The organism is Bacillus sp. BS98 (genome assembly GCF_008432245.1).
Lineage (GTDB): Bacteria > Bacillota > Bacilli > Bacillales > Bacillaceae_G > Bacillus_A > Bacillus_A toyonensis.
In genome coordinates this window covers 3,572,616-3,597,419 of record NZ_CP043830.1, presented here as the reverse complement: position 1 = coordinate 3,597,419, position 24,804 = coordinate 3,572,616, and the positions used below count along the sequence as shown (strand labels likewise).

Genomic DNA, 24,804 nt, shown 5'->3' with positions numbered 1-24,804 from the left:
AGAGACTACCGAAAAGGACTTTTAGTTAACTGAGTAGGGTACGGCAGATGATAGGCTACTGCTGGAAGTGCAAGGCTCTCTGTAAAGAGATGAAGAGATAGTCCGGACTATAGAGATGGAAAATCTATAGATAGTGCCAGAAACAACTCCAGGTGGTCGTGCGTTGAAATTCTATTCAACAGTTCGTCTTGAAGTACGTCGTGCTGAGCAATTAAAACAAGGTAACGACATCGTTGGTAATAAAACGAAAGTAAAAGTAGTGAAAAATAAAGTAGCACCACCATTCCGTGTTGCTGAAGTTGATATTATGTACGGAGAAGGTATTTCAAGAGAAGGTGAAATCTTAGATATGGCTTCTGAACTTGATATCGTTCAAAAGAGTGGTGCTTGGTACTCGTATAATGAAGAACGTTTAGGACAAGGTCGTGAAAATTCAAAACAATTCTTAAAAGAGAATACGGATTTAAGAGAGGAAATTGCCTTCTTTGTTCGTGATCATCACGGAATTGGTGAAGACTCAGGTGTGGAAGACACGGAAGATTCAACTCTTCAAGATTAAAAAATAAAAGACACGGTCCCGTGTCTTTTATTTTTTTACCTTCTATTAAAATCGTGTATATCGCAGTAGTTAAAAAAATTTTTTTTGACTCAAACGGGATGTGTAAAGAGGGATATTCATATGTTTTAAGGGAATAAAATGGTATTTACTAAGGTTTTCCAGGATAATATGCTATCAATTTTTCAAATTCAGATAACATTCAGGACTGAAGGTAAAGAAAGTAAAAGTAGACAACGCTTGACAATGAAAATTCCGATAGATACAATGAGAATGTATATTTTTTCTTATATACGATATACTCTTCTCAAGAAGAGAAGTAATATTCGGAGTAAGGTTTAAATCTTGCCGAAATAATAATATGACATTTTAATTGTGAAATGAAGAAAGTCCCTTAAAAAAGCGGGACGACGGTCTTTGCTGTATGTTGTAATTCAATGTACATGCCGACAGTCTTTTTTCATTCATAGCAAGGGGAGGTGAAATCATGACGAGTACATTTTGGATACTCATCTCCATTTTGCTTGCAACAGCAGTCGGTGCAGTTGTTGGCTTTTTTGTTCGAAAGTCTATTGCTGAAGCGAAGATTAATGGTGCAGCTAATGAAGCGAGACGTATTTTAGACGAAGCGAATCGTGATGCAGAAGCACTTAAGAAAGAAGCGCTTTTAGAAGCAAAGGATGAAATTCATACACTTCGTACAGAAGCTGAATTAGAAATTCGTGACCGTAGAAGCGAATTACAAAAACAAGAAAATCGTTTAATGCAAAAAGAAGAGAACCTTGATCGTAAAGACGAAACGCTCGATAAGCGCGAGCAACAGTTAGAGAAGAAAGAGGATTCTCTTGTAGCGAAACAACAACAGATTGAAGAGTTGGAAAGCAAAGTGGGAGAGTTAGTTCAAAAGCAACAAACAGAATTAGAGCGCATTTCCAATCTGACACGCGAACAAGCGAAAGCAATTATTCTTGGTAAAGTGGAAAGTGAAGTTTCTCATGAAATTGCCGTTATGGTAAAAGAAAGTGAAATTCGCGCGAAAGAAGAAGCGGATAAGAAAGCAAAAGAGATTTTATCTCTTGCAATGCAAAGATGTGCAGCTGATCATGTTGCTGAAACAACCGTTTCGGTTGTAAATCTTCCAAATGACGAAATGAAGGGACGTATTATCGGGCGTGAAGGTCGTAATATTCGTACGTTAGAAACGTTAACGGGTATTGACTTAATTATCGATGATACACCAGAGGCGGTAATCCTTTCTGGATTCGACCCAATTCGTCGTGAAACAGCTCGTATCGCTCTTGATAAACTAGTACAGGACGGACGTATTCACCCAGCGCGTATTGAAGAGATGGTCGAAAAATCAAGACGTGAAGTGGACGAGTATATTCGCGAAGTCGGAGAGCAAACAACGTTTGAAGTGGGTGTTCACGGATTACATCCAGATTTAATTAAGATTTTAGGTCGTTTGAAATACCGTACAAGTTACGGACAAAACGTCTTAAAACACTCTATGGAAGTTGCATATTTAACTGGACTTATGGCAGCAGAGCTTGGTGAGGATGAAAAACTAGCAAGACGTGCAGGTCTATTACATGATATCGGGAAAGCTATTGATCATGAAGTAGAAGGTAGTCACGTTGAAATTGGTGTTGAACTCGCGACGAAATATAAAGAGCATCCTGTAGTTATAAACAGTATTGCATCTCACCATGGTGACACAGAACCAACTTCTATCATTGCAGTTTTAGTTGCAGCAGCAGATGCATTATCAGCTGCAAGACCGGGAGCTCGTAGTGAAACGCTTGAAAACTACATTCGTCGTCTTGAAAAGTTAGAAGAGATTTCAGAGTCTTATGAAGGCGTTGAAAAATCATTCGCAATTCAAGCAGGACGTGAAGTTCGTATTCTGGTAAAACCAGATACAATCGATGACTTAGAAGCTCATCGTTTAGCTCGTGATATTCGAAAACGTATTGAAAATGAACTGGATTACCCAGGACATATTAAAGTAACTGTTATTCGTGAAACACGTGCAGTGGAATACGCAAAATAAAGTGGTGAAACACCACTTTATTTTTTTGTGTTGGAATTGGATAAAATAAAGAAAATCAAGTGAAACAAACTTATAATAAATTTGTTGTAAGGAAATTGCTTGAAGTTATAGTAATAAAAAATGTAGTACATAGAAAGGGTAAGACATATGAGAATATTATTTGTTGGGGATGTAGTAGGATCTCCTGGTAGAAGTATGATTCAACAATACGTACCGGCGTTAAAGAAAAAATATACACCTACAGTAACAATCATTAATGGAGAAAACGCAGCAGGTGGGCGTGGTATTACAGAAAAAATTTATCGAAACTTTTTAGAGTGCGGCGCACAAGCGGTTACACTTGGAAACCATGCTTGGGATAATCGTGAGGTATTTGAATTTATTGATGATGCAAAATATCTTGCAAGACCAGCTAACTTCCCAGAAGGAACACCGGGAAAAGGTCTTATATTTGTGAATTGTAATGGAACAGAAGTTGCAGTTATTAACTTACAAGGGCGTACGTTCCTTCCTCCGATTGATTGTCCATTTCGAAAAGTGGATGAATTAATTAACATTGCGAAAAAACGTACGAATATTATCTTTGTTGATTTTCATGCGGAAACTACAAGTGAAAAACAAGCGCTAGGTTGGTATGTAGATGGTCGTGCTACAGCGGTAGTAGGTACACATACTCATGTTCCTACAGCAGATAATCGTATTTTACCAAGCGGAACAGCATACATTACAGATGTTGGTATGACAGGCCCGTATGACGGAATTTTAGGTATGGATAGAGAAGCGGTCTTGAAGAAGTTTTTAACAAACTTACCGGTAAGATTTGAAGTGACGAATGGTAGAACACAATTAAGTGCAGTGCTAATTGATGTGGATCCGAATACAGGAAAAGCAAAGAAAATTGAGCGCATTTTAATTAATGACGATCAACCATTTTTTGAGTAAATCTCCGTAAAGATTTAGATAAGTTATTATATTTTAATTTTTTAGAAAAATTACGAAAATTTAGCAGGAATACGCGCCATTCCTCGTGAATATAAGTTAAAGTGATATAATTGCTAATACTTTTTAAAGAAACGAGGAGGAAACGCGGAATGGAAATATTAAAAGTTAAAGCAACGTCGGTCCCTAATTCTGTAGCTGGTGCACTTGCAGGTGTTATTCGCGAACGCGGAACAGCAGAAATTCAAGCTATTGGTGCAGGTGCATTGAACCAAGCGGTAAAGGCAGTAGCAATTGCAAGAGGGTTTGTAGCGCCTAGTGGTTTGGACCTGATTTGTATCCCAGCGTTTACAGATATTATGATTGATGGGGAAGAGCGTACAGCAATAAAATTAATTGTAGAACCTCGTTAAGTTTAAACAACCTGTTTGCAGTATGCAAACAGGTTATTTTTATAGTGGAGGAATGAAAATGAAAATTTTTGATGCTCATTGTGATGTACTCTTACAGTTATGGATTGCAAAGGGGAAAAAGAATTTTAAAAATGATTCACAATTACATATTACATTTGAACAATTAAAGAAAAGAAAAGGAAGTATACAATGTTTTGCTATATATGTGCCAGAAACAGTAGCATATGAAAAACGTTTTGAAGCGGCATTACAAATGATAGATATTTTTTATAATGAAATTTTATCGCTACCAGGTGTGAAGTTGATCCGAACGAAAGCTGATATAAGTATGTTAAAACAGGACGAGATTGGAGCTCTTTTAACATTAGAAGGATGCGAAGCAATTGGAAAAGAAGCGATGAAATTACGTTTGTTTTATCAATTAGGTTTACGTTCCTTTGGATTAACATGGAACTATGCGAATTTGTTAGCTGATGGGGCGCTAGAGACACGTGGAGCAGGCTTAACTACTTTCGGTAGACAAGTTGTACAAGAACTTAATACGTTGCATTTATGGACCGATCTGTCCCATTTAAATGAGAGAAGTTTTTGGGATGTGGTAGAAATTGCAAATAATCCTATTGCATCTCACTCAAATTGCTATAAACTGTGTGACCATCCACGTAATTTAAATGAGGAACAAATTCAATTCCTTATAAAGCGAAATGGCATGATTGGTGTCACTTTTGTACCTCAGTTTCTTACAAATGAAAAACAAGCGAATATTACAGATATAATAAAACATATCGATTATATTTGTTCGCTAGGTGGAGAAAACAACATAGGGTTTGGTTCAGATTTTGATGGGATTTTAGAAACAGTTGCAAATGTATCGGTGTATGAAGATTATGAAAATGTAATTAATGAACTATATAAACACTATGCTGCATCAACTGTAGAACGATTTTTGTATGATAACTTTGTTGAACATATAAGTTTTTAAGTGTTTTGTTTTAAAAATTCAGAAAAATTAAAATAAATTCAATTGATATTATTGCTTTTTTTAGGACCTAATACTAGAATGAAAAACGAAATAGCTTTATACTTAAGATTCAGGGAAATCAGAAGAGGCATAATTTGCGTCCGTTGTAGTTTATTTGCATAAAAAATGCTAAACTAATACTGTAAAAAAATACACTACAATGAATGCAGCCAAAAGGGGTGTAGGAGATGATTAGTCAACTTTCATGGAAAGTTGGAGGCCAACAAGGTGAAGGAATTGAAAGTACAGGGGAAATCTTCTGTATAGCATTAAACCGATTAGGATATTACCTATACGGTTACCGCCACTTCTCATCACGTATAAAAGGCGGCCATACAAATAATAAAATTCGCGTAAGTACAACAGAAGTACGTGCGATCTCAGATGACTTAGATATTTTAATTGCTTTTGATCAAGAAACAATTGATTTTAACTTCCACGAACTACGTCCAGGCGGAATTGTCGTTGCGGATGCGAAATTTAATCCAACAATACCTGACAATACAGATGTAAATTTATATGTGATACCGTTTACAGATATTGCTTCAGAATTAGGCACATCATTAATGAAAAACATGGTTGCTGTTGGAGCATCAAGTGCGGTATTAGGTTTAGACGAAACAGCTTATTTGGATGTTGTTGAAGAAATCTTTGGTCGTAAAGGAGAGCAAGTCGTTCAAAAGAATATGGACGCAATTAAACGCGGCTCTCAATATATGAAAGAATTGCTAGGTGAGAAAGTTAACATGATGCAGCTTGAAAAAGCTGATGGTAAGAAACGCATGTTTATGATTGGAAACGATGCAATCGCATTTGGTGCGGTAGCTGGTGGCGCTCGTTTTATGTCAGCATATCCAATCACACCTGCATCTGAAATTATGGAATACTTAATTAAAAAATTGCCTAAAGTCGGCGGAACAGTAATCCAAACTGAGGATGAAATCGCAGCTTGTACAATGGCAATTGGCGCAAACTATGCTGGTGTTCGTACATTAACAGCATCTGCAGGGCCTGGTCTTTCTTTAATGATGGAAGCGATTGGGTTAGCAGGTATTACAGAAACACCGCTAGTAATTGTTGATACGCAACGTGGTGGTCCAAGTACGGGGTTACCAACGAAACAAGAGCAGTCTGATTTAATGGCGATGATTTACGGTACGCATGGTGAAATTCCAAAAATCGTAATGGCGCCAAGTACAGTGGAAGAAGCTTTCTATGATATTGTAGAAGCGTTTAACTTAGCTGAAGAATATCAAGTGCCTGTTATTTTCTTAACGGATTTACAGCTTTCTTTAGGTAAACAAACTGTAGAACCGCTTACGTTAGATAAAGTGGAAATTCGTCGCGGTAAGCTGGATTTAGAAGCAGAATTACCAGAACGTGAAAATAAAGCATACTTCAAGCGTTATGAAGTAACAGAAGATGGCGTTTCACCACGTGTTTTACCTGGTATGAAAAATGGTATTCACCATGTTACAGGTGTAGAACATGATGAAACTGGTAAACCATCTGAATCGGCAATAAACCGTAAAGATCAAATGGACAAACGTTTCCGTAAAATGGAGAACTTGAAGTTTAATACCCCTGTTTATAAAAATGTTAAGCATGAGGAAGCAGATGTATTGCTTGTTGGATTTAACTCAACTCGTGGTGCGATCGAAGAGGCAATGGAGCGTTTAGAACAAGAGGGTATGAAAGTAAACCATGCTCAAATCCGTTTAATTCACCCGTTCCCGAAAGCTGAAATCGATCCACTTGTGAAAAATGCAAAACGTGTTGTAGTTGTAGAAAACAACGCGACTGGTCAGCTTGCTAACATTATGAAAATGAATCTTGGTAGTGGTGAGAAAATTTCTAGTCTTTTAAAATATGATGGAAACCCATTCTTGCCAAAAGAGATTTACAACGAATGCAAAAAAGGGGTTGTATTAAATGGCAACATTTAAGGACTTTCGTAACAGTGTAAAACCAAACTGGTGCCCAGGTTGCGGAGACTTTTCGGTGCAAGCTGCAATTCAGCGTGCGGCAGCTAACGTTGGCTTAAATCCAGATGAACTTGCTGTTGTTTCTGGTATTGGTTGTTCAGGTCGTATATCAGGTTATATTAATTCATATGGTGTGCATAGTATTCATGGACGTGCCCTTCCGATTGCACAAGGTGTGAAAATGGCAAATCGTGATTTAAAAGTTATCGCATCAGGTGGTGACGGTGATGGATTTGCGATTGGTATGGGACATACAATCCATTCTATTCGTAGAAACATTGACATTACGTATATAGTAATGGATAACCAAATTTACGGATTAACAAAAGGCCAAACTTCACCACGTAGTGAAGCTGGATTTAAAACGAAAAGTACACCACAAGGTTCGATTGAACCATCATTAAATGTTATGGAAATGGCATTAACAGCTGGTGCAACATTTGTGGCGCAAAGCTTTTCAAGTGATTTAAAAGAATTAACGCAAATTATTGAAGCTGGTATTAACCATAAAGGGTTCTCATTAATTAATGTATTTAGTCCATGTGTTACTTATAATAAAGTAAATACGTACGATTGGTTCAAAGAGAACTTAACGAAACTAAGTACAGTAGAGGGATATGATCCATCTAATCGCATGATGGCTATGCAAACATTAATGGAAAATAACGGATTAGTAACAGGTTTAATTTATCAAAATACTGCGCAACCATCATATCAAGAACTTGTAAAAGGCTATAGTGAAAAGCCATTAGTACAAGCTGATTTAAATATGGATCAGAAAATGTTTGATGAGCTTGTTGCTGAATTTATGTAACGATTAAAAGGTTGCCATTTGGCAACCTTTTTTTACTGAATAAAAAATATAGGATAGCTTTGTTTACTTAGAAAATTCAGAATGGTAAAATAATATAAGGATCGTTGTATGGAAATGGCAAGTTCATTGCTTATGAAATGTAAGATAAGGCAGGTCCTATTCCTTGTCAAAATTGGCTAAACGCTTCATACTATGGTAATGTGTATAGGGATAAAGCAATATGCTTTTGGGTAGTACAAGATGAAATAATAAAAAGGGAATGTCTATTTGTGTGGGGAAGACTTCATTCTTACGGATGATTAGATCGATTACTCAAGTTTCAAAGGACAAGTTATCTCTCAATCAAGCTATCTAACCATTTTTAAGGTGGGTCTAAGCGCATTAAAATAGACTACAGAGTGTGTATAGTTAAGGGTGAAAGGAGATTACCGATGAACGAGCAACAACGATTAGCAAGTCAACAAGCAAATTCCTCTACGAAAAAAGAAGAGAAAGATTATAGCAAATACTTTGAAAGCGTATATCAACCACCTTCCTTAAAAGATGCCAAAAAGCGTGGAAAAGAAGAAGTTAAAATTGAACGGGATTTTGGCTTACCTGAAGAGTTTCGTAATTTTGGTGCAGGAAGAAAGTTTTATATTCGTACATATGGGTGTCAAATGAATGAGCATGATACGGAAGTAATGGCAGGTATTTTCACAACACTTGGATATGAACCGACATTTTCAACTGAAGATGCAGATGTAGTTTTATTAAACACTTGTGCAATTCGTGAAAACGCTGAAAATAAAGTGTTTGGTGAACTTGGTCATTTAAAATCATTAAAACGTAGAAATCCGGACCTTTTAATTGGTGTATGTGGTTGTATGTCTCAAGAGGAATCTGTTGTAAATAAAATCATGCAAAAAAATCAGCATGTAGATATGGTATTTGGCACGCATAATATTCATAGATTACCGTACATTCTAAAAGATGCAATGTTCTCGAAGGAGACGGTAGTTGAAGTTTGGTCAAAAGAAGGAGACGTAATTGAAAACCTTCCGAAAGTACGTCGTGGCGATATTAAAGCTTGGGTAAATATTATGTATGGCTGTGATAAATTCTGTACATATTGTATTGTACCGTATACACGCGGAAAAGAGCGAAGCAGGCGTCCAGAAGATATTATTCAAGAGATTCGTCATTTAGCTGCGAATGGTTATAAAGAAATTACGCTACTTGGACAGAACGTAAATGCATATGGTAAAGACTTTGAAGATTTAGAATACGGTCTTGGCGATTTAATGGACGAACTTCGTAAAGTTGATATTGCCCGTATTCGTTTTACAACGAGTCATCCACGTGATTTCGATGACCACTTAATTGAAGTGCTTGGAAAAGGTGGAAATCTAGTGGAACATATTCACTTACCAGTTCAATCTGGAAGCACAGATATGTTGAAAATTATGGCACGTAAATATTCACGTGAACATTATTTAGAACTTGTAAGAAAAATTAAAGAAACAATTCCAAGCGCAGTATTAACAACTGATATTATCGTCGGTTTCCCAAATGAAACAGATGAGCAATTTGAAGAAACGATGTCGTTATATCGTGAAGTAGGATTTGATACTGCATTTACATTTATTTATTCCCCGCGAGAAGGTACACCAGCTGCAAAAATGAAAGATAATGTGCCTATGGAAGTAAAGAAAGAACGATTACAACGATTAAACACACTCGTAAATGGGTTGGCAGTTGAAAAGAATAATCGTTATAAAGGTCAAGTTGTAGAAGTGTTAGTTGATGGGGAAAGTAAAAATAATCCGGAAGTACTTGCAGGTTATACTCGTACGAATAAACTTGTAAACTTCGTCGCTTCAAAATCTTTAATTGGTCAGCTTGTGAAAGTAAAAATAACGGAAGCAAAAACTTGGTCTCTTAACGGGGAATTAGTTGAGGAACCGATTGAGGTGAAATAATAGATGAAAGTATATACGAAAGACGAAATTGTAGAGCAAGCGAAAGAATTAGCGAAAATGATTTCTGAAACAGAAGAAGTTGATTTTTTTAAGAAAGCAGAGGCGCAAATTCATAAAAATGAAAATGTAAAGCACGCAATTGATGAAATTAAAGCATTGCAAAAACAAGCAGTTAACTTGCAACATTACGGGAAGTGGGAAGCTTTGAAAAAAGTAGAAGCTGAAATTGACGCACTTCAAGATAAGTTAGACAATATTCCAGTTGTGCAGGAGTTTAAATCTTCACAAACATATGTAAATGACTTACTACAGTTAGTTGCGAGTACCATTTCTAATAATGTTACAGATGAAATATTAGTTTCAACTGGCGGCGATGTACTTAAGGGTGAAACTGGTGCGGCGGTAGAAAGTAAAAAAGGAAATTGTGGTTGTTAAAGAGATGTCATATTGACATCTCTTTTTTTTAGTGGATTAAACGTAAGTTCTTCTCAAAAAAAGAATGACACATTCCGCTATTGTCACGCATATGATTAAGTGAATAGTGATTGAGGAGGGTTACGAATGTCCGAATTTAGAGAGATTATTACAAAAGCAGTGGTTGGAAAAGGACGTAAGTATACAAAGTCAACGCATACATGTGAATCGAATAATGAGCCAACAAGTATTTTAGGGTGCTGGGTAATTAACCACTCGTACGAAGCGAGAAAGAATGGAAAACATGTAGAAATTGAAGGTTTCTATGATGTGAACACTTGGTATTCGTTTGATGGCAATACAAAGACTGAAGTTGTAACAGAACGTGTGAACTACACTGACGAAGTAAGCATTGGTTATCGTGATAAGAACTTCTCTGGTGACGATTTAGAAATTATTGCTCGTGTCATTCAACCGCCAAATTGTTTAGAAGCTCTTGTATCGCCAAATGGGAATAAAATTGTTGTAACTGTAGAACGTGAATTTGTAACAGAAGTAGTTGGGGAAACAAAAATTTGTGTAAGTGTAAATCCTGAAGGTTGTGTAGAATCAGATGAGGATTTCCAAGTCGATGATGATGAGTTTGAAGAATTAGATCCGAACTTTATCGTTGACGCAGAAGAAGAGTAATAGAAAGCTAGGGAGAAGTTCTTCCTAGCTTTTTACTTTACATAAGTGGTGCTGAATGAACATGAATCTTTATGAAATATGTTATAATGAAGAAAGACTCCTGAAATAGGAGAGATGGATGTCCGTGAAGTGTGACATATATAAAGTTCAACTAATAATCAGTGGGGGCATCCCCACTGATTATTAGTTGAACCAATCGGGCTTTTACGGGCAGTTGATCTCCCACCTAACTTCTTTGTTCCAGCCGATTTTTGAGGTGGGAATCTTACTGCCCGTTAATGCGGGATGAATATAGATTATTATGTAAAAATTATGGAGGAAAGACATGACGCAATATACGCCTATGATACAGCAATACTTAAAGGTTAAGGCAGACTATGAAGATGCCTTTTTATTTTTCCGATTAGGTGATTTTTATGAAATGTTCTTTGAAGATGCGGTTAAAGCAGCTCATGAACTTGAAATTACATTAACGAGCCGAGATGGTGGTAGTAGTGATCGTATACCGATGTGCGGTGTACCGCATCATGCAGCTAAAAATTATATTGAACAACTTGTTGAAAAAGGATATAAAGTAGCTGTTTGTGAGCAAGTGGAAGATCCAAAAACAGCTAAAGGTGTAGTACGTCGTGAAGTAGTACAACTAATTACGCCAGGAACGATGATGGAAGGGCGTACAATAGACGAGAAAGAGAATAACTTTTTAGCAGCATTAACACATTTCGAAGATGGATCTTATGCGCTAGCTTGTAATGACTTAACGACTGGACAAAATACAGTGACGTTGTTAACAGGTTCAGTAGAAGATATTTTATTAGAGGTGTATGCAACTGGTTCGAAAGAAATTGTTGTAGATTCTACATTTTCAAAAGATGAATTAAATAAATTGACTGAAACATTAAAAATGACGATTTCGTATGAAGATGCAACAACGATTCCGGAAGGGTTAGAACATCTTGTGAAAAATGTTTCACAAGCAAAGTTACTTAAAGCGATTGGACGCTTATTTAACTATGTGATAAGAACACAAAAACGTTCATTAGATCATTTGCAACCAGTAGAAATTTATTATACAAATCAATTTATGAAAATTGATGTGCACTCAAAACGTAATTTAGAGTTAACTGAGACTCTTCGTACGAAAGAAAAAACAGGCTCACTATTATGGCTATTAGATAAAACGAAAACAGCTATGGGTGGCCGTATGTTAAAACAGTGGATGGAACGTCCGCTTATTCAGAAAGAGAAAGTGGAAGAACGTTTAGAAATGGTAGAAACATTTGTAAATGATTACTTCTTACGTGAAGATTTAAAAGAAAAGCTAAAAGAAGTATATGATTTAGAGCGTTTAGCAGGGAAAGTTGCATTTGGTAATGTAAATGCACGGGACTTATTACAGTTAAGACGTTCTTTACTTCAAGTACCAGCTATTTTAGAAGCGATTAGTCTTTTAGATAATGCTTATGCAGCAAGGTTAATTCAAGGTGCGGATCCATGTGAGAGCTTAACTGAATTACTAGGAAGAAGTATTCAGGAAAACCCACCACTTTCTATTAAAGATGGGGATATTATTAAAGACGGTTATAATGACAAGCTTGATCAATATCGTTACGTGAGCAAAAATGGGAAAACGTGGATCGCGGAGCTTGAAAAACGAGAGCGTGATATTACAGGGGTTAAATCATTAAAAATTGGATACAACCGTATTTTCGGCTACTACATTGAAGTGACGAAGGCGAATCTTGCAGCGCTTCCAGAAGGGCGCTATGAGCGAAAACAGACGCTTGCTAATGCTGAGCGTTTCATTACAGATGAACTGAAAGAAAAAGAAACGTTAATTTTAGAAGCAGAAGAGAAAATTGTACAACTGGAATATGATTTATTTACAGCACTTCGTGAAGAAGTAAAAGTATTCATTCCGAAATTACAACATTTAGCGAAAGTAATTAGTGAATTAGATGTACTACAAAGCTTTGCGACTGTAAGTGAAGAAGAGCAGTTTGTAAAACCCGTGCTAACAACGAAGCGTGAAATCTTTATTAAAGATGGTCGCCATCCTGTCGTTGAAAAAGTATTGAACGGGAAATTGTATGTACCAAATGATTGTATTATGCCAGAGAAGATGGATGTCTTTTTAATTACAGGACCGAACATGTCTGGTAAAAGTACGTATATGAGACAATTAGCACTTGTTACTGTTATGTCACAAATTGGTTGTTTCGTACCAGCGACAGAAGCGGTATTACCTGTATTCGATCAAATCTTTACGAGAATTGGTGCAGCGGATGATTTAATTTCAGGTCAAAGTACATTTATGGTTGAAATGTTAGAAGCGAAAAATGCGATTGCAAATGCGTCAGAAAGAAGTTTAATTTTATTTGATGAAATTGGACGCGGTACATCAACGTATGATGGTATGGCGCTTGCACAAGCAATCATTGAACATATTCATGACCAAATTGGTGCAAAAACATTATTCTCTACGCATTATCATGAATTAACGGTGCTAGAAGAAAGTTTAGATCAACTGAAAAATGTACATGTTTCAGCTATTGAAGAGAATGGAAAAGTAGTCTTCCTTCATAAAATTCAAGATGGAGCAGCCGATAAAAGTTACGGAATTCACGTTGCGCAACTTGCTGAGCTTCCAGATAGCTTAATCGCTCGTGCAAAAGAAGTGTTAGCGCAACTAGAAGGACAAGAAGAAATTATTATTCCAAAGCGTGTAGAAGTAAAGGTGCAAGAAGTTGTTCCAGAACCTGTAGTTGTAAAAGAAGAACCGGCAGAAATACAAGAAAAGAAAGAAGAGACTGAAGAAGAGTCACAACTATCTTTCTTTGGAGGAGACCAATCTTCAAAAAAACAAGACAAGCCTGTGCTTGATCAAAAAGAAAGCGCAGTACTTGCACAAATTAAAAAAATTGATTTACTAGATATGACGCCTTTAGAAGCGATGAACGAACTGTATCGCTTACAGAAAAAGTTAAAGAAAGGATGAGTAAGTAGATGGGGAAAATTCGCAAACTCGATGATCAACTCTCTAACTTAATTGCGGCAGGGGAAGTAGTAGAGCGCCCTGCCTCAGTCGTAAAAGAACTTGTGGAAAATTCTATCGATGCGAATAGTACATCTATTGAAATCCACTTAGAAGAAGCTGGTTTATCAAAAATTCGCATCATTGATAATGGAGATGGCATTGCCGAAGAAGATTGTATCGTTGCATTTGAACGCCACGCAACGAGCAAAATTAAAGATGAAAACGATCTGTTCCGTATAAGAACGCTCGGATTCCGCGGTGAGGCATTGCCAAGTATTGCCTCAGTTAGTGAATTGGAATTAATCACTAGCACAGGTGATGCGCCGGGTACCCACCTTATCATTAAAGGTGGAGACATTATAAAACAAGAAAAAACAGCGAGCCGAAAAGGAACGGATATTACAGTACAAAACTTATTCTTTAATACACCAGCGCGTCTTAAATATATGAAAACAATTCATACAGAGCTTGGGAATATTACAGATATCGTGTATCGTATTGCAATGTCACATCCAGAAGTATCGTTAAAACTGTTTCATAATGAAAAGAAATTGCTTCATACATCCGGAAATGGTGATGTAAGGCAAGTACTTGCATCAATTTATAGCATTCAAGTTGCCAAGAAGCTTATTCCAATTGAAGCTGAATCTTTAGATTTCACAATTAAAGGGTATGTAACATTACCAGAAGTAACGCGAGCGTCTCGTAACTATATGTCAACGATCGTAAATGGCCGTTACGTGCGAAATTTCGTATTAATGAAAGCAGTTCAGCAAGGATACCATACATTACTGCCAGTTGGACGATATCCAATCGGCTTCTTATCGATTGAAATGGACCCAATGCTTGTTGATGTTAACGTACATCCAGCAAAATTAGAAGTTCGATTTAGTAAAGAACAAGAATTGCTAAAGCTTATCGAAGAAACATTGCAAGCAGCATTTAAAAAAATACAGCTCATTCCAGATGCAGGCGTAACAACGAAGAAAAAAGAAAAAGACGAAAGTGTGCAAGAACAGTTCCAGTTTGAGCATACAAAGCCGAAAGAACCACAGATGCCAAACATCGTTTTACCGACTGACATGGATGAAAAACAAGAAGAACGAACAACTGTGAAACAACCAGCGCAGCTTTGGCAACCGGCGAAGCGAGAATGGCAACCACCACAGTCGCTCGTAAGAGAAGAGCAAAGTTGGCAGCCATCCTCTAAACCGATAATCGAAGAACCGATTCGAGAAGAGAAATCGTGGAACAGTAACGATGACGACTTTGAATTAGAGGAATTGGAAGAAGAGGTCGGGGAAATAAAAGAGATTGAAATGAACGGTAACGATTTACCACCGCTTTATCCAATTGGACAAATGCACGGAACATATATTTTCGCTCAAAATGATAATGGGTTATATATGATTGATCAACATGCCGCACAGGAACGTATTAATTATGAGTACTTCCGTGATAAAGTAGGACGAGTAGCGCAAGAAGTACAAGAACTACTTGTACCGTACCGTATTGACCTATCTCTTACTGAATTTTTACGTGTCGAAGAGCAACTAGAAGAACTTAAAAAAGTCGGCCTATTTTTGGAACAATTCGGCCATCAATCTTTTATTGTTCGCTCGCATCCAACGTGGTTCCCGAAAGGACAAGAAACAGAAATCATTGATGAGATGATGGAGCAAGTTGTCAAACTAAAAAAAGTTGATATTAAAAAGTTGCGTGAAGAAGCAGCCATTATGATGAGCTGTAAAGCATCTATCAAGGCAAATCAATATTTAACGAACGATCAAATATTTGCTTTACTTGAAGAACTTCGTACAACAACAAATCCATACACATGCCCGCACGGGAGACCGATTCTTGTACATCATTCTACTTATGAGTTGGAGAAGATGTTTAAGAGGGTTATGTAGGGATACTAAAATTAGATATTAAAAGGGAGCAACAGTAAATGTTGCTCCCTTTTAATATGTAGAGTTAATTGTTAAACGAAAATAAGGTGGATTGATTTTACAGTTTATTTCTAGACTAAGTAAGCTTTAATTTATCTATGTATAAAAAAGCGCCGTATATCAGCACTTTTTAAAGGTACGTAAATTGTATAATAAAGATTTCTACATTATTAAACATATAACTATGCATGGCCAAATATTGATTCTTATTTGGTTAATTGTTATAAGGATTTATAGGATTATTTGTTTTTATTATTATTATTAATTTTTTCAGTATATAAAACCTGCTCTTTATAATGCTTTTTAATTGGGAAGTTATGTGTACCTGTGCCGTTCTTGAATTTTTTATCAATGGGGTTCTTTAGAGGGACTGTTGTAGTTTCAGTAAATTCATATGGGTAATTTATTTTAGATTTATCTTCAAACATGAAAATGCCTCCTTTTTAGGATTTCCTGAATTCTTTACTATAACATGATATGCATATAGAGTTTTTTTGGACTAGTTATTTATATAGGTTAGAACAATTTAATTACATAACTACTGAAATATTTTAAAGGAAAACAATTTGAGAGAGGTATTGTAATGATAGCCGTTCACTATTATTGTTGTTTAAGTTATCGTGGTGTGTTTGAAATTCTGAAAGGACGTAGCATATTGGTCTATCTAATAACCATTATGTGGTGAGTTTTTTTATTTATCGGTGAAACAAACAATGCATATATATTCGTTATAGATTGTTTTTATAATGTAATATATATATAGTTTTCCTGATAATATAATGCGGAATATTATAGTGTTATTAGGTTATTAGGAACACTTAATGTTGTTTCACAACTGAAAGCGAATTGAAAAAGAACTGAAACTTTTCTCATAAAAATTCAATCTTACTTGAAAAATGAAAGGAAAATGAAATTTTCCAAAAGAAATTCTTTGTTAAGATAAAAAGCATACATAAAAAAAGTATTGACATATCTTAAAAGTGTGTTTTCAAGATATAGTGGGGGAAAAGATGAGAATAGAAAAACAATTAATAAAAAAGATGTATTATGAAACATTCCTAATGGAGAATGAAACAAAACCACCTCTTGACGTACTTGGGGAAGTTTATGTAAACGAAGAAAAACATGAAATTTCCGATGGGTCTTATATTCGTTTTGCACAAGGTGAATTTTATTATCACCATCAAGATTTTGAATCAGCTATTTTCAAATGGGAGAAAGTTGGCAACGAACTAGCACCATGGGCACAAAAAAACATTGCGGATGCTTACTTTGAACTAAACCGACTATCAGTTGCTGAAGAGGTTTATACTTCCATTACTACTGATAACAAAATATTGATGACTGAAATTGGACTGCAATTACTTTCTCTTTACATCGAGCAAAATAATTTTGACTCAGCTTTCGCTGTAATTAAAGAGGCGGTTTCTTTAAATCCCGATTATCCGAATGTCACCAAAATTGCCCGTTCTTTTTATGAAGAACAGCAAGATTTTGATAGTGCAGTAGAGCTTGCTGTGAATGAGCTGGTTCGAACAGAATCTTATCCTTGGTTTGAGGTGCTAAAAGGGTATATCGATAAAGGATTTACTAAAAATATTTCACCAGACTATTTTCATGAAGTATTAGTTACATTAAATCATGTAGATCAAGTGCAATTTACACAAATTGTATCATCACTTTGGAACAGTTATAAAAATGAACAAAATTACTTATTATGGCTTAACACAATAAATGAGTTTTTCTTACATATCGAAATACATTCGTCCGATATATGGGACAAAATTTCTTCTCTTTACGAAGAAACGTATTTTGAATTAATTCAAGGCCAATATACGCTTAGACAATTACATGATATCATTCCAAATCTGTTAACAAATTGGTTAAAGGTAGTCAATTCTTCTTATGCTGTATTTCCATCAGCAGCTGTATTGGCATGGGATGAGATTTTCCCTTCCAAAATAGATGCAGCAAATATAAAAAATGCAGAAAACCTACTGTTGTATTCTATTAATCATGTGGATGGCTTAGAGTATAGTTTACATCTTTTTGAATCTATTACACAGTGGGCACAAAAGCATGATATAGAAATGGGTCACCGATTTAGATGGTTAGTTAGCGAACTTGCAGATTTAAGAACAAATCGTATTTTAGTAACGGGCACTTCAGGAAATGGAAAAACTGCATTTATTAACTCTATAGTAGGAGAAAATATATTAGAAAACTCAATTTCAAATGTAGTGGTTTTAAAAAATGATGCTCATACAGAAATTAACGCTATAACAGACTCAGCAATTACAACAACTGAGAATTTCTCTGATTACCATGATATGATGTCTTTACACCACCAAACGTATAGAGATAGAGCGTGTGTTGAATTTAAACTACCATGCAAATTTTTAAGTGAAAATAAACTTACATTTGTAGTTACACCTGGCTTTAATAGAAATAACGATACTAGAGATGAGATATTTGAATACCTGAATTCTGTAGACGAATTATTGTTCGTATTGAATGCGGATTCACCTTTTACTGACAAAGAACGTGACATTCTATTAAGTATTCAAGAACATACACCAAATCTACAAATTCATTTCTTATTAAATAAAATCGATAACATTTACAGTGAAGCAGAAGTAAAAAGAGTTTTACATGATACGCAAGCGAGAATAAACGCGTATTTCCCGCAAGCGAGACTTTTCCCTTACTCTTCGTTATATACAAGTAATCAACAACTAAATGATTTAACTGAGTTTATTCGTTTTAATTTTAACTATAAAAATATCGATGCAGATCGTACTGAAAAGCTATTGTTTTTCATTCGAAAAACAATTACATACCTTTTAGATAAACGCGTTGAGAAAGAAAACAATCTAGTGGATGCTATGAATTGGAATGAAGATATGTTAGTTAAATTAAATGGTAGTATTAATAACCTTACTGCTTTTGAGAGGGAAAAAATTCATATCATTACACAATCGTATCGTACAATGAAAACAGAAATTACGAATGGTCTTACTGAACATATTCCGAAGCTACTGCAGAGTTGTTCTGATTTAATCAGTGAAGAAAGCGATTTTGGAAACATTGAAATGGAACTAAATACAGCAATGAACGAAAGAGTACACAAATATTTAGAACAAACTGTATTACCTAACTTTGCTCGTTCTATGCAAAATTGGATTGAAACTTCTAATAATGAGTTACTTCAAAGTCAATCGCACTTAGAAGAACTCAGTGAAGGACTTAATTCTTTATTTGGAGAAAATCGAATACAATTAGAATGTGACTTTAAAGTGCTTGATGACTGGCGCAGAGATACTGATAGAATGACGACTAGAATACAAATGGAAGAAGTAAATATTTTACGCCGATTTACGCCAGCGCAATTTTTACTGAAAAGTGCCGGTAAATTATTTGGGGTTCTTCCAAAGAATAGATCTATGCTATATAACAAATATAAACAGTATATAGAAAATGAAGATTATACAGAAGTAACGGCTTCTATTATGAAGAAATTTTTCTTGCAATTTGAGCTGTTTGAAAATACACAAGAGCGGGATATTAATATGTTCTTTAGAAATCCATTTAACTCCTTGAAACAAGCTGTAGAAAATACGCAGTTAGAAATACAAGAAAAACAAGAGATATTACATAAAATGAAATCAAATCCTGAAGTGTATCATGATTCTATAACGCTCTTTGAATTGAGATTACGTCAATGTGAAGTAATCTTAAATATAGGTGAGTATAATGCCTATACAGATTTAAATTTAGAAACAAGCATAGAATAAACGTAAAACAACTCCAAAAGTGGATTTTGGAGTTGTTTTTTTGTTTATATCCGTTGTTATAAGAGGGGAAAAAGGGAGCAACCGTAATGAGTTGCTCCTTTCGCATATATAGATTATTTTTCAGTTTCTTTAATTTTAGTTTTTACTTCGCCAGTTTTAATTTTATTACTTTCTGAGAAACGTAATAAATCGCCTTCAATAATTTTGTCAGACATACGTAATTCATTTTGTGCACGGTTAATGAGTGCTTGAGCTTCTTTTTTTGGTAAATCTAAAATTTCACCTGTTATCCGGTCATAAAAAGTGTTGTTTTTGTATGCATATTTGTCTGTAACGAAGCTACCATCACGTAAAACAACAAATCCTGTATATTCATCTGAAAACATATCGTGACCAAAACGGATATCGTTCGTAGTATCAATCCCTAATAAATTTAGAATAGTAGGTTTCACATCAATTTGTCCCGTAGGCTTTGAAATCGTTTGACCTTTTGTTTGTCCAGGGATATGAATATATAAAGGTGTACGTTGTAAATGTAAAGTATCAAATTCTGTTATTTGATCTTTTTCTAAAAACTGCGCCATTGCACGGTTATGTTTTTCAGAAATGCCATAATGATCACCGTATAATACAATAATAGAATCATCATAAAGCCCTTCGGCCTTTAAACGCTCAATAAAGTTTTTAATGGATTCGTCTAAGTAACGTGATGTTACGATGTAACGATCAAATACGCCATTACCAGAGTTATATGGTTCAATGAATTTTGTGTCTTCATCATACGTAAATGGATAATGGTTTGTTAAAGTAAGGAAACGAGCGTAAAATGGTTGATCAATCGTTTTTAACATATCTACTGATTGATCAAAGTATTCTATATCTTTTAATCCCCAATTTAAATTTGTTTCGGGCGTGATTTTGTAATCAAGTTCATTATAGTAACGATCATAACCAAGAGCTGAGTACATAATGTTACGATTCCAAAATGTTGCGTTATTCGCATGGAATACAGAAGTGAAATAACCTTGTTCACGTAAAATTTCTGGAGTTGCAGTATAATCATTGTTTCCGTGTGTGAAGAATACAGCTCCACGGTTTAATGGATACAACGATGTATCTATTAGAAATTCAGAATCGGATGTTTTTCCTTGTCCAGTTTGGTGGAAAAAGTTATCAAAGTAATAGCTTTCATTTATGAATTCATTCAAGAAAGGTGTAACTTCTTGACCATTGACGGATGCTCCTATTAAAAAGGTTTGCAAGGATTCAAGAGTAACGACAATTACATTTTTTCCTTTCGCTGCGCCAAACATATTAGGATTTGGTTCACTTTGGGTTGCTTTTACGTAGTTTTCAGTTTCTTGTAATTTACTACTATCAGCGAGTGCCTTTTGTGATCCTGCTTTTGCTTGCAGCGTTAAATCATATATTTGGTGAGTGTATAGTCCTAAATTTTTGACAAGCATTACTCGGTCGAAGGATCTCGTTAATAATTCAGGGCGTTCTTTTTCTGCAAGATGCAGATTTGCAGAAAATACAGCAATTGTTAAGACGAAATATAGTAAGCGTGTAGAATGTGCTACACGTTCTGTTTTAAAGACCAATGTCTTCTTTTTTAATAAAATAAAGAAGAAAATAATGTCTACGAATGCGAGTATAATTTTGTAGTTCAATATTTCTATAATACTACCGCCTAATTGGCCAAAGTTTGATGTTTGTCCGAGTACTGGTAACGTAACGAAATCACTATAAAAATCATAGAACATTACATTTCCGACAAGTACGATCGTTAATAAGAAATTAATACATAGCGCTATATAATTGCGCTTTTCACCAGTTGCAAATAATGCTAATCCAACAAATGCTAACGATGCAGCGAGAGGACTAATAAACAAAATAAGCTCTTGTGTAGAAGACTCAATTTTTAAATCAAAACTGAATCGCGTAATAAGATATGTTTTTAACCATACTGCTAAAGCAATTATGATAACAAAGCTTATATTTTGCATTTGTAAATTTATTTTATTCTTCATTTTTACACCTTCTTTATAAAATTTATTTAACTAAGGTTATATGTTATATTTTTATAACTATTATAGTAGGGTGAACCATTTAAATGATGTTTTCTAATGGTAATAATTTGCAGTGTTCCTATACATACAATGGGGAATTTAAATGCGAAGCAGAAAAAGTCATATTTGTAGTGTAAGTGACTTATAGACATCCTAACATATTAAACACTATGATGATGTTACAAAATATCGAACAAATGAAAGTGAAAAGGAATAGACGCTTTTTAAACTATTGACATTCAATGAGTTGGAATTTGAATAAAAGGTGAGTTTAAAGTAAACGGTTATATGAATGAGTAGAAAACTACATTCTACATAGAATGTAGTTTTTCATATATTCTGTAAAATCATGCTTCTTTGTAGGATAATCATTTCATTAAGTAAAGTGGTGGTGAAACGTAAAACGTTTGACTAGTAGTGTAATGAAAGAGTTCACATATCAGATAAATATTTTCCAACATATAGACCACTTGCAGCTGCTTGAGATAATGAATGAGTAACACCTGAACAATCTCCAACTAAAAATAGCCCATTCATACTTGTTTCAAAATGGTTATTGATTTTTATCGTAGGGGCATAGAACTTTCCATCTATTCCATATAATAAAGTATCTTTATCGATAGGTTCTTGGATAAAATGTTCTAAGCGTAATAAAAATTCTTTGAGTCCTTCAATATATAATGGAGGAATTTCTTTATGCAAATCTCCATAATCTCCGTGTAGTGTAGGTTGTATACGATTATGTTTCATATCTTTTTCCATTGTAGGTTGTTTCTTTAATAAGTCCTCTAAGCGCTGTATAACAATCCGATCTCGTCCTTGATTAATGCCTTTAATAATTGAGTTTGCATATATATTGGCGTCTTTAAGAGTTGGGAAATAGCGCGGGATAAACAAAGTGAAATTTAAGTTAGGAGTGCCAGTTCCTTGCTCTCGAAAATTTTGACCGTCAGGCATAACTAAACCTTCTTCGTACTTTCGAATAATGCGTCCTTTTGGATTCATACAGTAAGTAGTTGCTGTGAAATTTTCACCTTGATAAGAAAGTTTCGTTTCAAAAGTATCTTTTAATATAGAACGTAATTGATGTTCTTTCATTTCTACTCTAATCCCTAAGTCTACACGTGTTTGTTCCTGAGAAATATTTAGAGAAGTGCACATTTCTTTTAACCAATCTGCCCCAGAGCGCCCCGTTGCAAATACGAGTTGCTTAGATTGAACTGTTCCTTGATTTGTAGTTATATTAAAATGATCTTTCTGTTTCATAATATGCTCTACATCTATATGAAATTGGATATTTATTTTCGTAAGTAAAAATTCATAGAGTTGCTGAAAAATGGTACTGGAAATTGTAGTACCAAGATGCCTTACTTCTGTTGTTAACATTTGTAAACCACAAGTTGCAGCTTTCTTAGTGAGATTTACATTTTCTGTAGAATATTTTGAAACTGAATTTCCACCAAACTGACATAGAATTTCATCTACTTCAGCCATGAGTTGCATAAAACCTTCTTTACCTACTTTTTGTTCGAGTTCTCCTCCAAATCCATTTGTATAATTAAATTTTCCTTCAGACTTTCCTAAGCCACCAAAACCGAAATATTTATCACATATGTTACAGTCACACGTTTTTCCTTGATCTAAAGGACAATTTCGATGTTCTAGCTGTTTACCTTTATCAAGAATTAAAATGTTTTTGTTACTTTTGGCTAATGAATAAGCCATAAAAATGCTACTTACTCCAGCGCCGATAATTGTAACATCATACATATTCTTTCACCTGCTAACGAATAGTTTGTTTACTATTTTCCTAGTGTATAACACTTTTATGAAGTTAAGAAATAGCTTTTATGAATAAAGAAAAAGTTTTTGAACTTTATACTTTTTCAATTTCTCTAAGTGGTGGATGAAGTATAAATGTTTTTATTTGAACGGAGATATCGTTTTAAATAATCACTTTTTCGTATGATTCATAAAAGTCTACATATAAAAAGAACAGACCTTTTCAGTAAAAAGGTCTGTTCATCATTTGAAAAAGTTGTTAAGTGCATAAATTAGAAGGGAAGTATAGTTTTATTTAGCGAAGGCATGGTTACCGATTACTGCTACTGTTTGACGTGTCGTAATCCATTTGTCTGTTGATGTTTTTGGGTTGTAGAAATAAAGCCAATCAGAATGTATTCCCTTTGTGGAGATAGCCTCTTCTACAGCCATTTTTGCTTCAGCGCTTGCAGGCTGATTAATTCTTCCATCTGTAACAGGAGTAAATGCATATCCGTATTTAATAGGTTCATAAATAACGCCTGTTATTGTATTTGGAAACCCTTTTGCATTTACTCGATTTAGGATAACTTTTGCTACAGCTACTTTTCCTTTATATGATTCGCCACCAGCTTCAGCGGTAACTAAGCGTGCCATTAAGTCTTTTTCTATTTCGGAAATACTGGAATTAATTTTCAAATGTTGCCCTGTATAAAGCTTGTTACCGATTGTGTTGTTAATTTGTTTTATAGATTGAACGGTTACGTTGTAGCGCTTTGCTATCGTTTCTAATGAATCTCCCGGTTGTACTTGGTAAATAATTTGTCCAGAAGTGTTCGTAGTTTTTTCGTTTTGATGAACTGTAATCGCATTTGATTTCATAGATCTTGGAATATGTAACTGTTCTCCAATAAAAGCTTGATCGTTTCCTTTATTATTCGCTTGTTTAATGGCTTGTATGGAAACTCCATATTGTTTACTAATGCCCCAAAGTGTATCATTCTTTTTTACTGTATGAATGGTGGAAGCTTCAGCTGTACTTTGATTACATACGAATGTAAGTGCTACTGCAGATAAAGGAATTATATGTTTTAGTTTTAATAATTTCATTGTAAATCCTCCTAAAAAAGTAAGGTATAACTGTTGCGTAATGTAATTCAGAATATGAAAATATAAATATTTTAATGTAAATATATTAGCACATATAAAATAAATAATCATTATAAGTTTTTTATTTACATCCATATAGGATTCAAATATGAAATATTGCATATGAAAATACATTGAAGTTCATATTGCTGCTTACTATAATCTATTTAGTAGAAAGGTAATATGTTATAGA

The 24,804-nt window shown here is 34.8% G+C and carries 16 protein-coding genes and 2 pseudogenes; 14 read left to right on the top strand and 4 right to left on the bottom strand.

Going from position 1 to position 24,804, the window contains the following annotated elements:
* Positions 1 to 136: 136 nt before the first annotated feature.
* The 12 genes and pseudogenes from F0362_RS18520 to mutL all read left to right on the top strand — a co-directional run.
* Positions 137 to 559 (top strand): annotated as a pseudogene (locus tag F0362_RS18520) (recombinase RecA); the annotation flags it as partial.
* Positions 560 to 1,043: 484 nt separating this feature from the next.
* Positions 1,044 to 2,609 (top strand): ribonuclease Y, encoded by a 1,566-nt coding sequence (rny, locus tag F0362_RS18515; protein WP_000204713.1) that lies wholly within the window; start codon positions 1,044 to 1,046, stop codon positions 2,607 to 2,609.
* A gap of 147 nt (positions 2,610 to 2,756) precedes the next feature.
* Complete coding sequence (locus F0362_RS18510) at positions 2,757 to 3,551, top strand: TIGR00282 family metallophosphoesterase (protein WP_001221099.1); 795 nt, start codon at positions 2,757 to 2,759, stop codon at positions 3,549 to 3,551.
* 149 nt (positions 3,552 to 3,700) lie between these two features.
* Complete coding sequence (gene spoVS / locus F0362_RS18505; protein ID WP_000404341.1) at positions 3,701 to 3,961, top strand: stage V sporulation protein SpoVS; 261 nt, start codon at positions 3,701 to 3,703, stop codon at positions 3,959 to 3,961.
* Positions 3,962 to 4,019: 58 nt separating this feature from the next.
* Positions 4,020 to 4,943: a dipeptidase gene (locus F0362_RS18500; protein ID WP_000688026.1), complete on the top strand. Its 924-nt coding sequence runs from the start codon at positions 4,020 to 4,022 to the stop codon at positions 4,941 to 4,943.
* 227 nt (positions 4,944 to 5,170) lie between these two features.
* Entirely contained in the window at positions 5,171 to 6,928 is a 1,758-nt protein-coding gene (locus F0362_RS18495) for a 2-oxoacid:acceptor oxidoreductase subunit alpha (protein WP_000625412.1), read from the top strand.
* On the top strand, positions 6,915 to 7,781 hold the full coding sequence (locus tag F0362_RS18490; RefSeq protein WP_000190160.1) for a 2-oxoacid:ferredoxin oxidoreductase subunit beta: 867 nt from the start codon (positions 6,915 to 6,917) through the stop codon (positions 7,779 to 7,781). The genes F0362_RS18495 and F0362_RS18490 overlap by 14 nt, the downstream gene beginning before the upstream one ends.
* 431 nt (positions 7,782 to 8,212) lie before the next feature.
* Entirely contained in the window at positions 8,213 to 9,742 is a 1,530-nt protein-coding gene (miaB, locus tag F0362_RS18485) for a tRNA (N6-isopentenyl adenosine(37)-C2)-methylthiotransferase MiaB (protein WP_001005380.1), read from the top strand.
* 3 nt (positions 9,743 to 9,745) lie between these two features.
* Entirely contained in the window at positions 9,746 to 10,177 is a 432-nt protein-coding gene (locus tag F0362_RS18480) for a YlbF/YmcA family competence regulator (protein WP_000870465.1), read from the top strand.
* A gap of 126 nt (positions 10,178 to 10,303) precedes the next feature.
* A complete protein-coding gene (gene cotE / locus F0362_RS18475; RefSeq protein WP_001288802.1) occupies positions 10,304 to 10,846 on the top strand; it encodes an outer spore coat protein CotE in 543 nt (180 codons plus the stop codon).
* A gap of 325 nt (positions 10,847 to 11,171) precedes the next feature.
* Complete coding sequence (gene mutS, locus F0362_RS18470) at positions 11,172 to 13,844, top strand: DNA mismatch repair protein MutS (protein WP_000195987.1); 2,673 nt, start codon at positions 11,172 to 11,174, stop codon at positions 13,842 to 13,844.
* Positions 13,845 to 13,852: 8 nt separating this feature from the next.
* Positions 13,853 to 15,796, top strand: a complete 1,944-nt coding sequence (gene mutL / locus F0362_RS18465) for a DNA mismatch repair endonuclease MutL (protein WP_000516451.1) — start codon at positions 13,853 to 13,855, stop codon at positions 15,794 to 15,796.
* Positions 15,797 to 16,074: 278 nt separating this feature from the next.
* Here mutL and F0362_RS18460 read toward each other — a convergent pair whose 3' ends face one another.
* Positions 16,075 to 16,263, bottom strand: coding sequence for a hypothetical protein (locus F0362_RS18460; RefSeq protein ID WP_000461139.1), 189 nt, complete (start codon positions 16,261 to 16,263; stop codon positions 16,075 to 16,077).
* 113 nt (positions 16,264 to 16,376) lie between these two features.
* Here F0362_RS18460 and F0362_RS31000 point away from each other — a divergent pair.
* Positions 16,377 to 16,517, top strand: a pseudogene (locus tag F0362_RS31000) (IS6 family transposase); the annotation flags it as partial.
* Between the two features lie 328 nt (positions 16,518 to 16,845).
* On the top strand, positions 16,846 to 19,629 hold the full coding sequence (locus F0362_RS18455; RefSeq protein ID WP_001217642.1) for a dynamin family protein: 2,784 nt from the start codon (positions 16,846 to 16,848) through the stop codon (positions 19,627 to 19,629).
* Positions 19,630 to 19,742: 113 nt separating this feature from the next.
* On the opposite strand, the gene F0362_RS18450 is transcribed toward F0362_RS18455, so the two are convergent.
* The 3 genes from F0362_RS18450 to F0362_RS18440 all read right to left on the bottom strand — a co-directional run bounded on the left by F0362_RS18450 (position 19,743) and on the right by F0362_RS18440 (position 24,572).
* Positions 19,743 to 21,662 carry an LTA synthase family protein gene (locus F0362_RS18450; RefSeq protein ID WP_000791015.1) on the bottom strand — a complete coding sequence of 640 codons (1,920 nt, stop codon included), beginning with the start codon at positions 21,660 to 21,662 and terminating at the stop codon, positions 19,743 to 19,745.
* 471 nt (positions 21,663 to 22,133) lie between these two features.
* Complete coding sequence (locus F0362_RS18445; RefSeq protein WP_149889918.1) at positions 22,134 to 23,471, bottom strand: BaiN/RdsA family NAD(P)/FAD-dependent oxidoreductase; 1,338 nt, start codon at positions 23,469 to 23,471, stop codon at positions 22,134 to 22,136.
* Positions 23,472 to 23,774: 303 nt separating this feature from the next.
* Entirely contained in the window at positions 23,775 to 24,572 is a 798-nt protein-coding gene (locus F0362_RS18440; RefSeq protein ID WP_000771182.1) for a cell wall hydrolase, read from the bottom strand.
* Positions 24,573 to 24,804 lie beyond the last annotated feature (232 nt).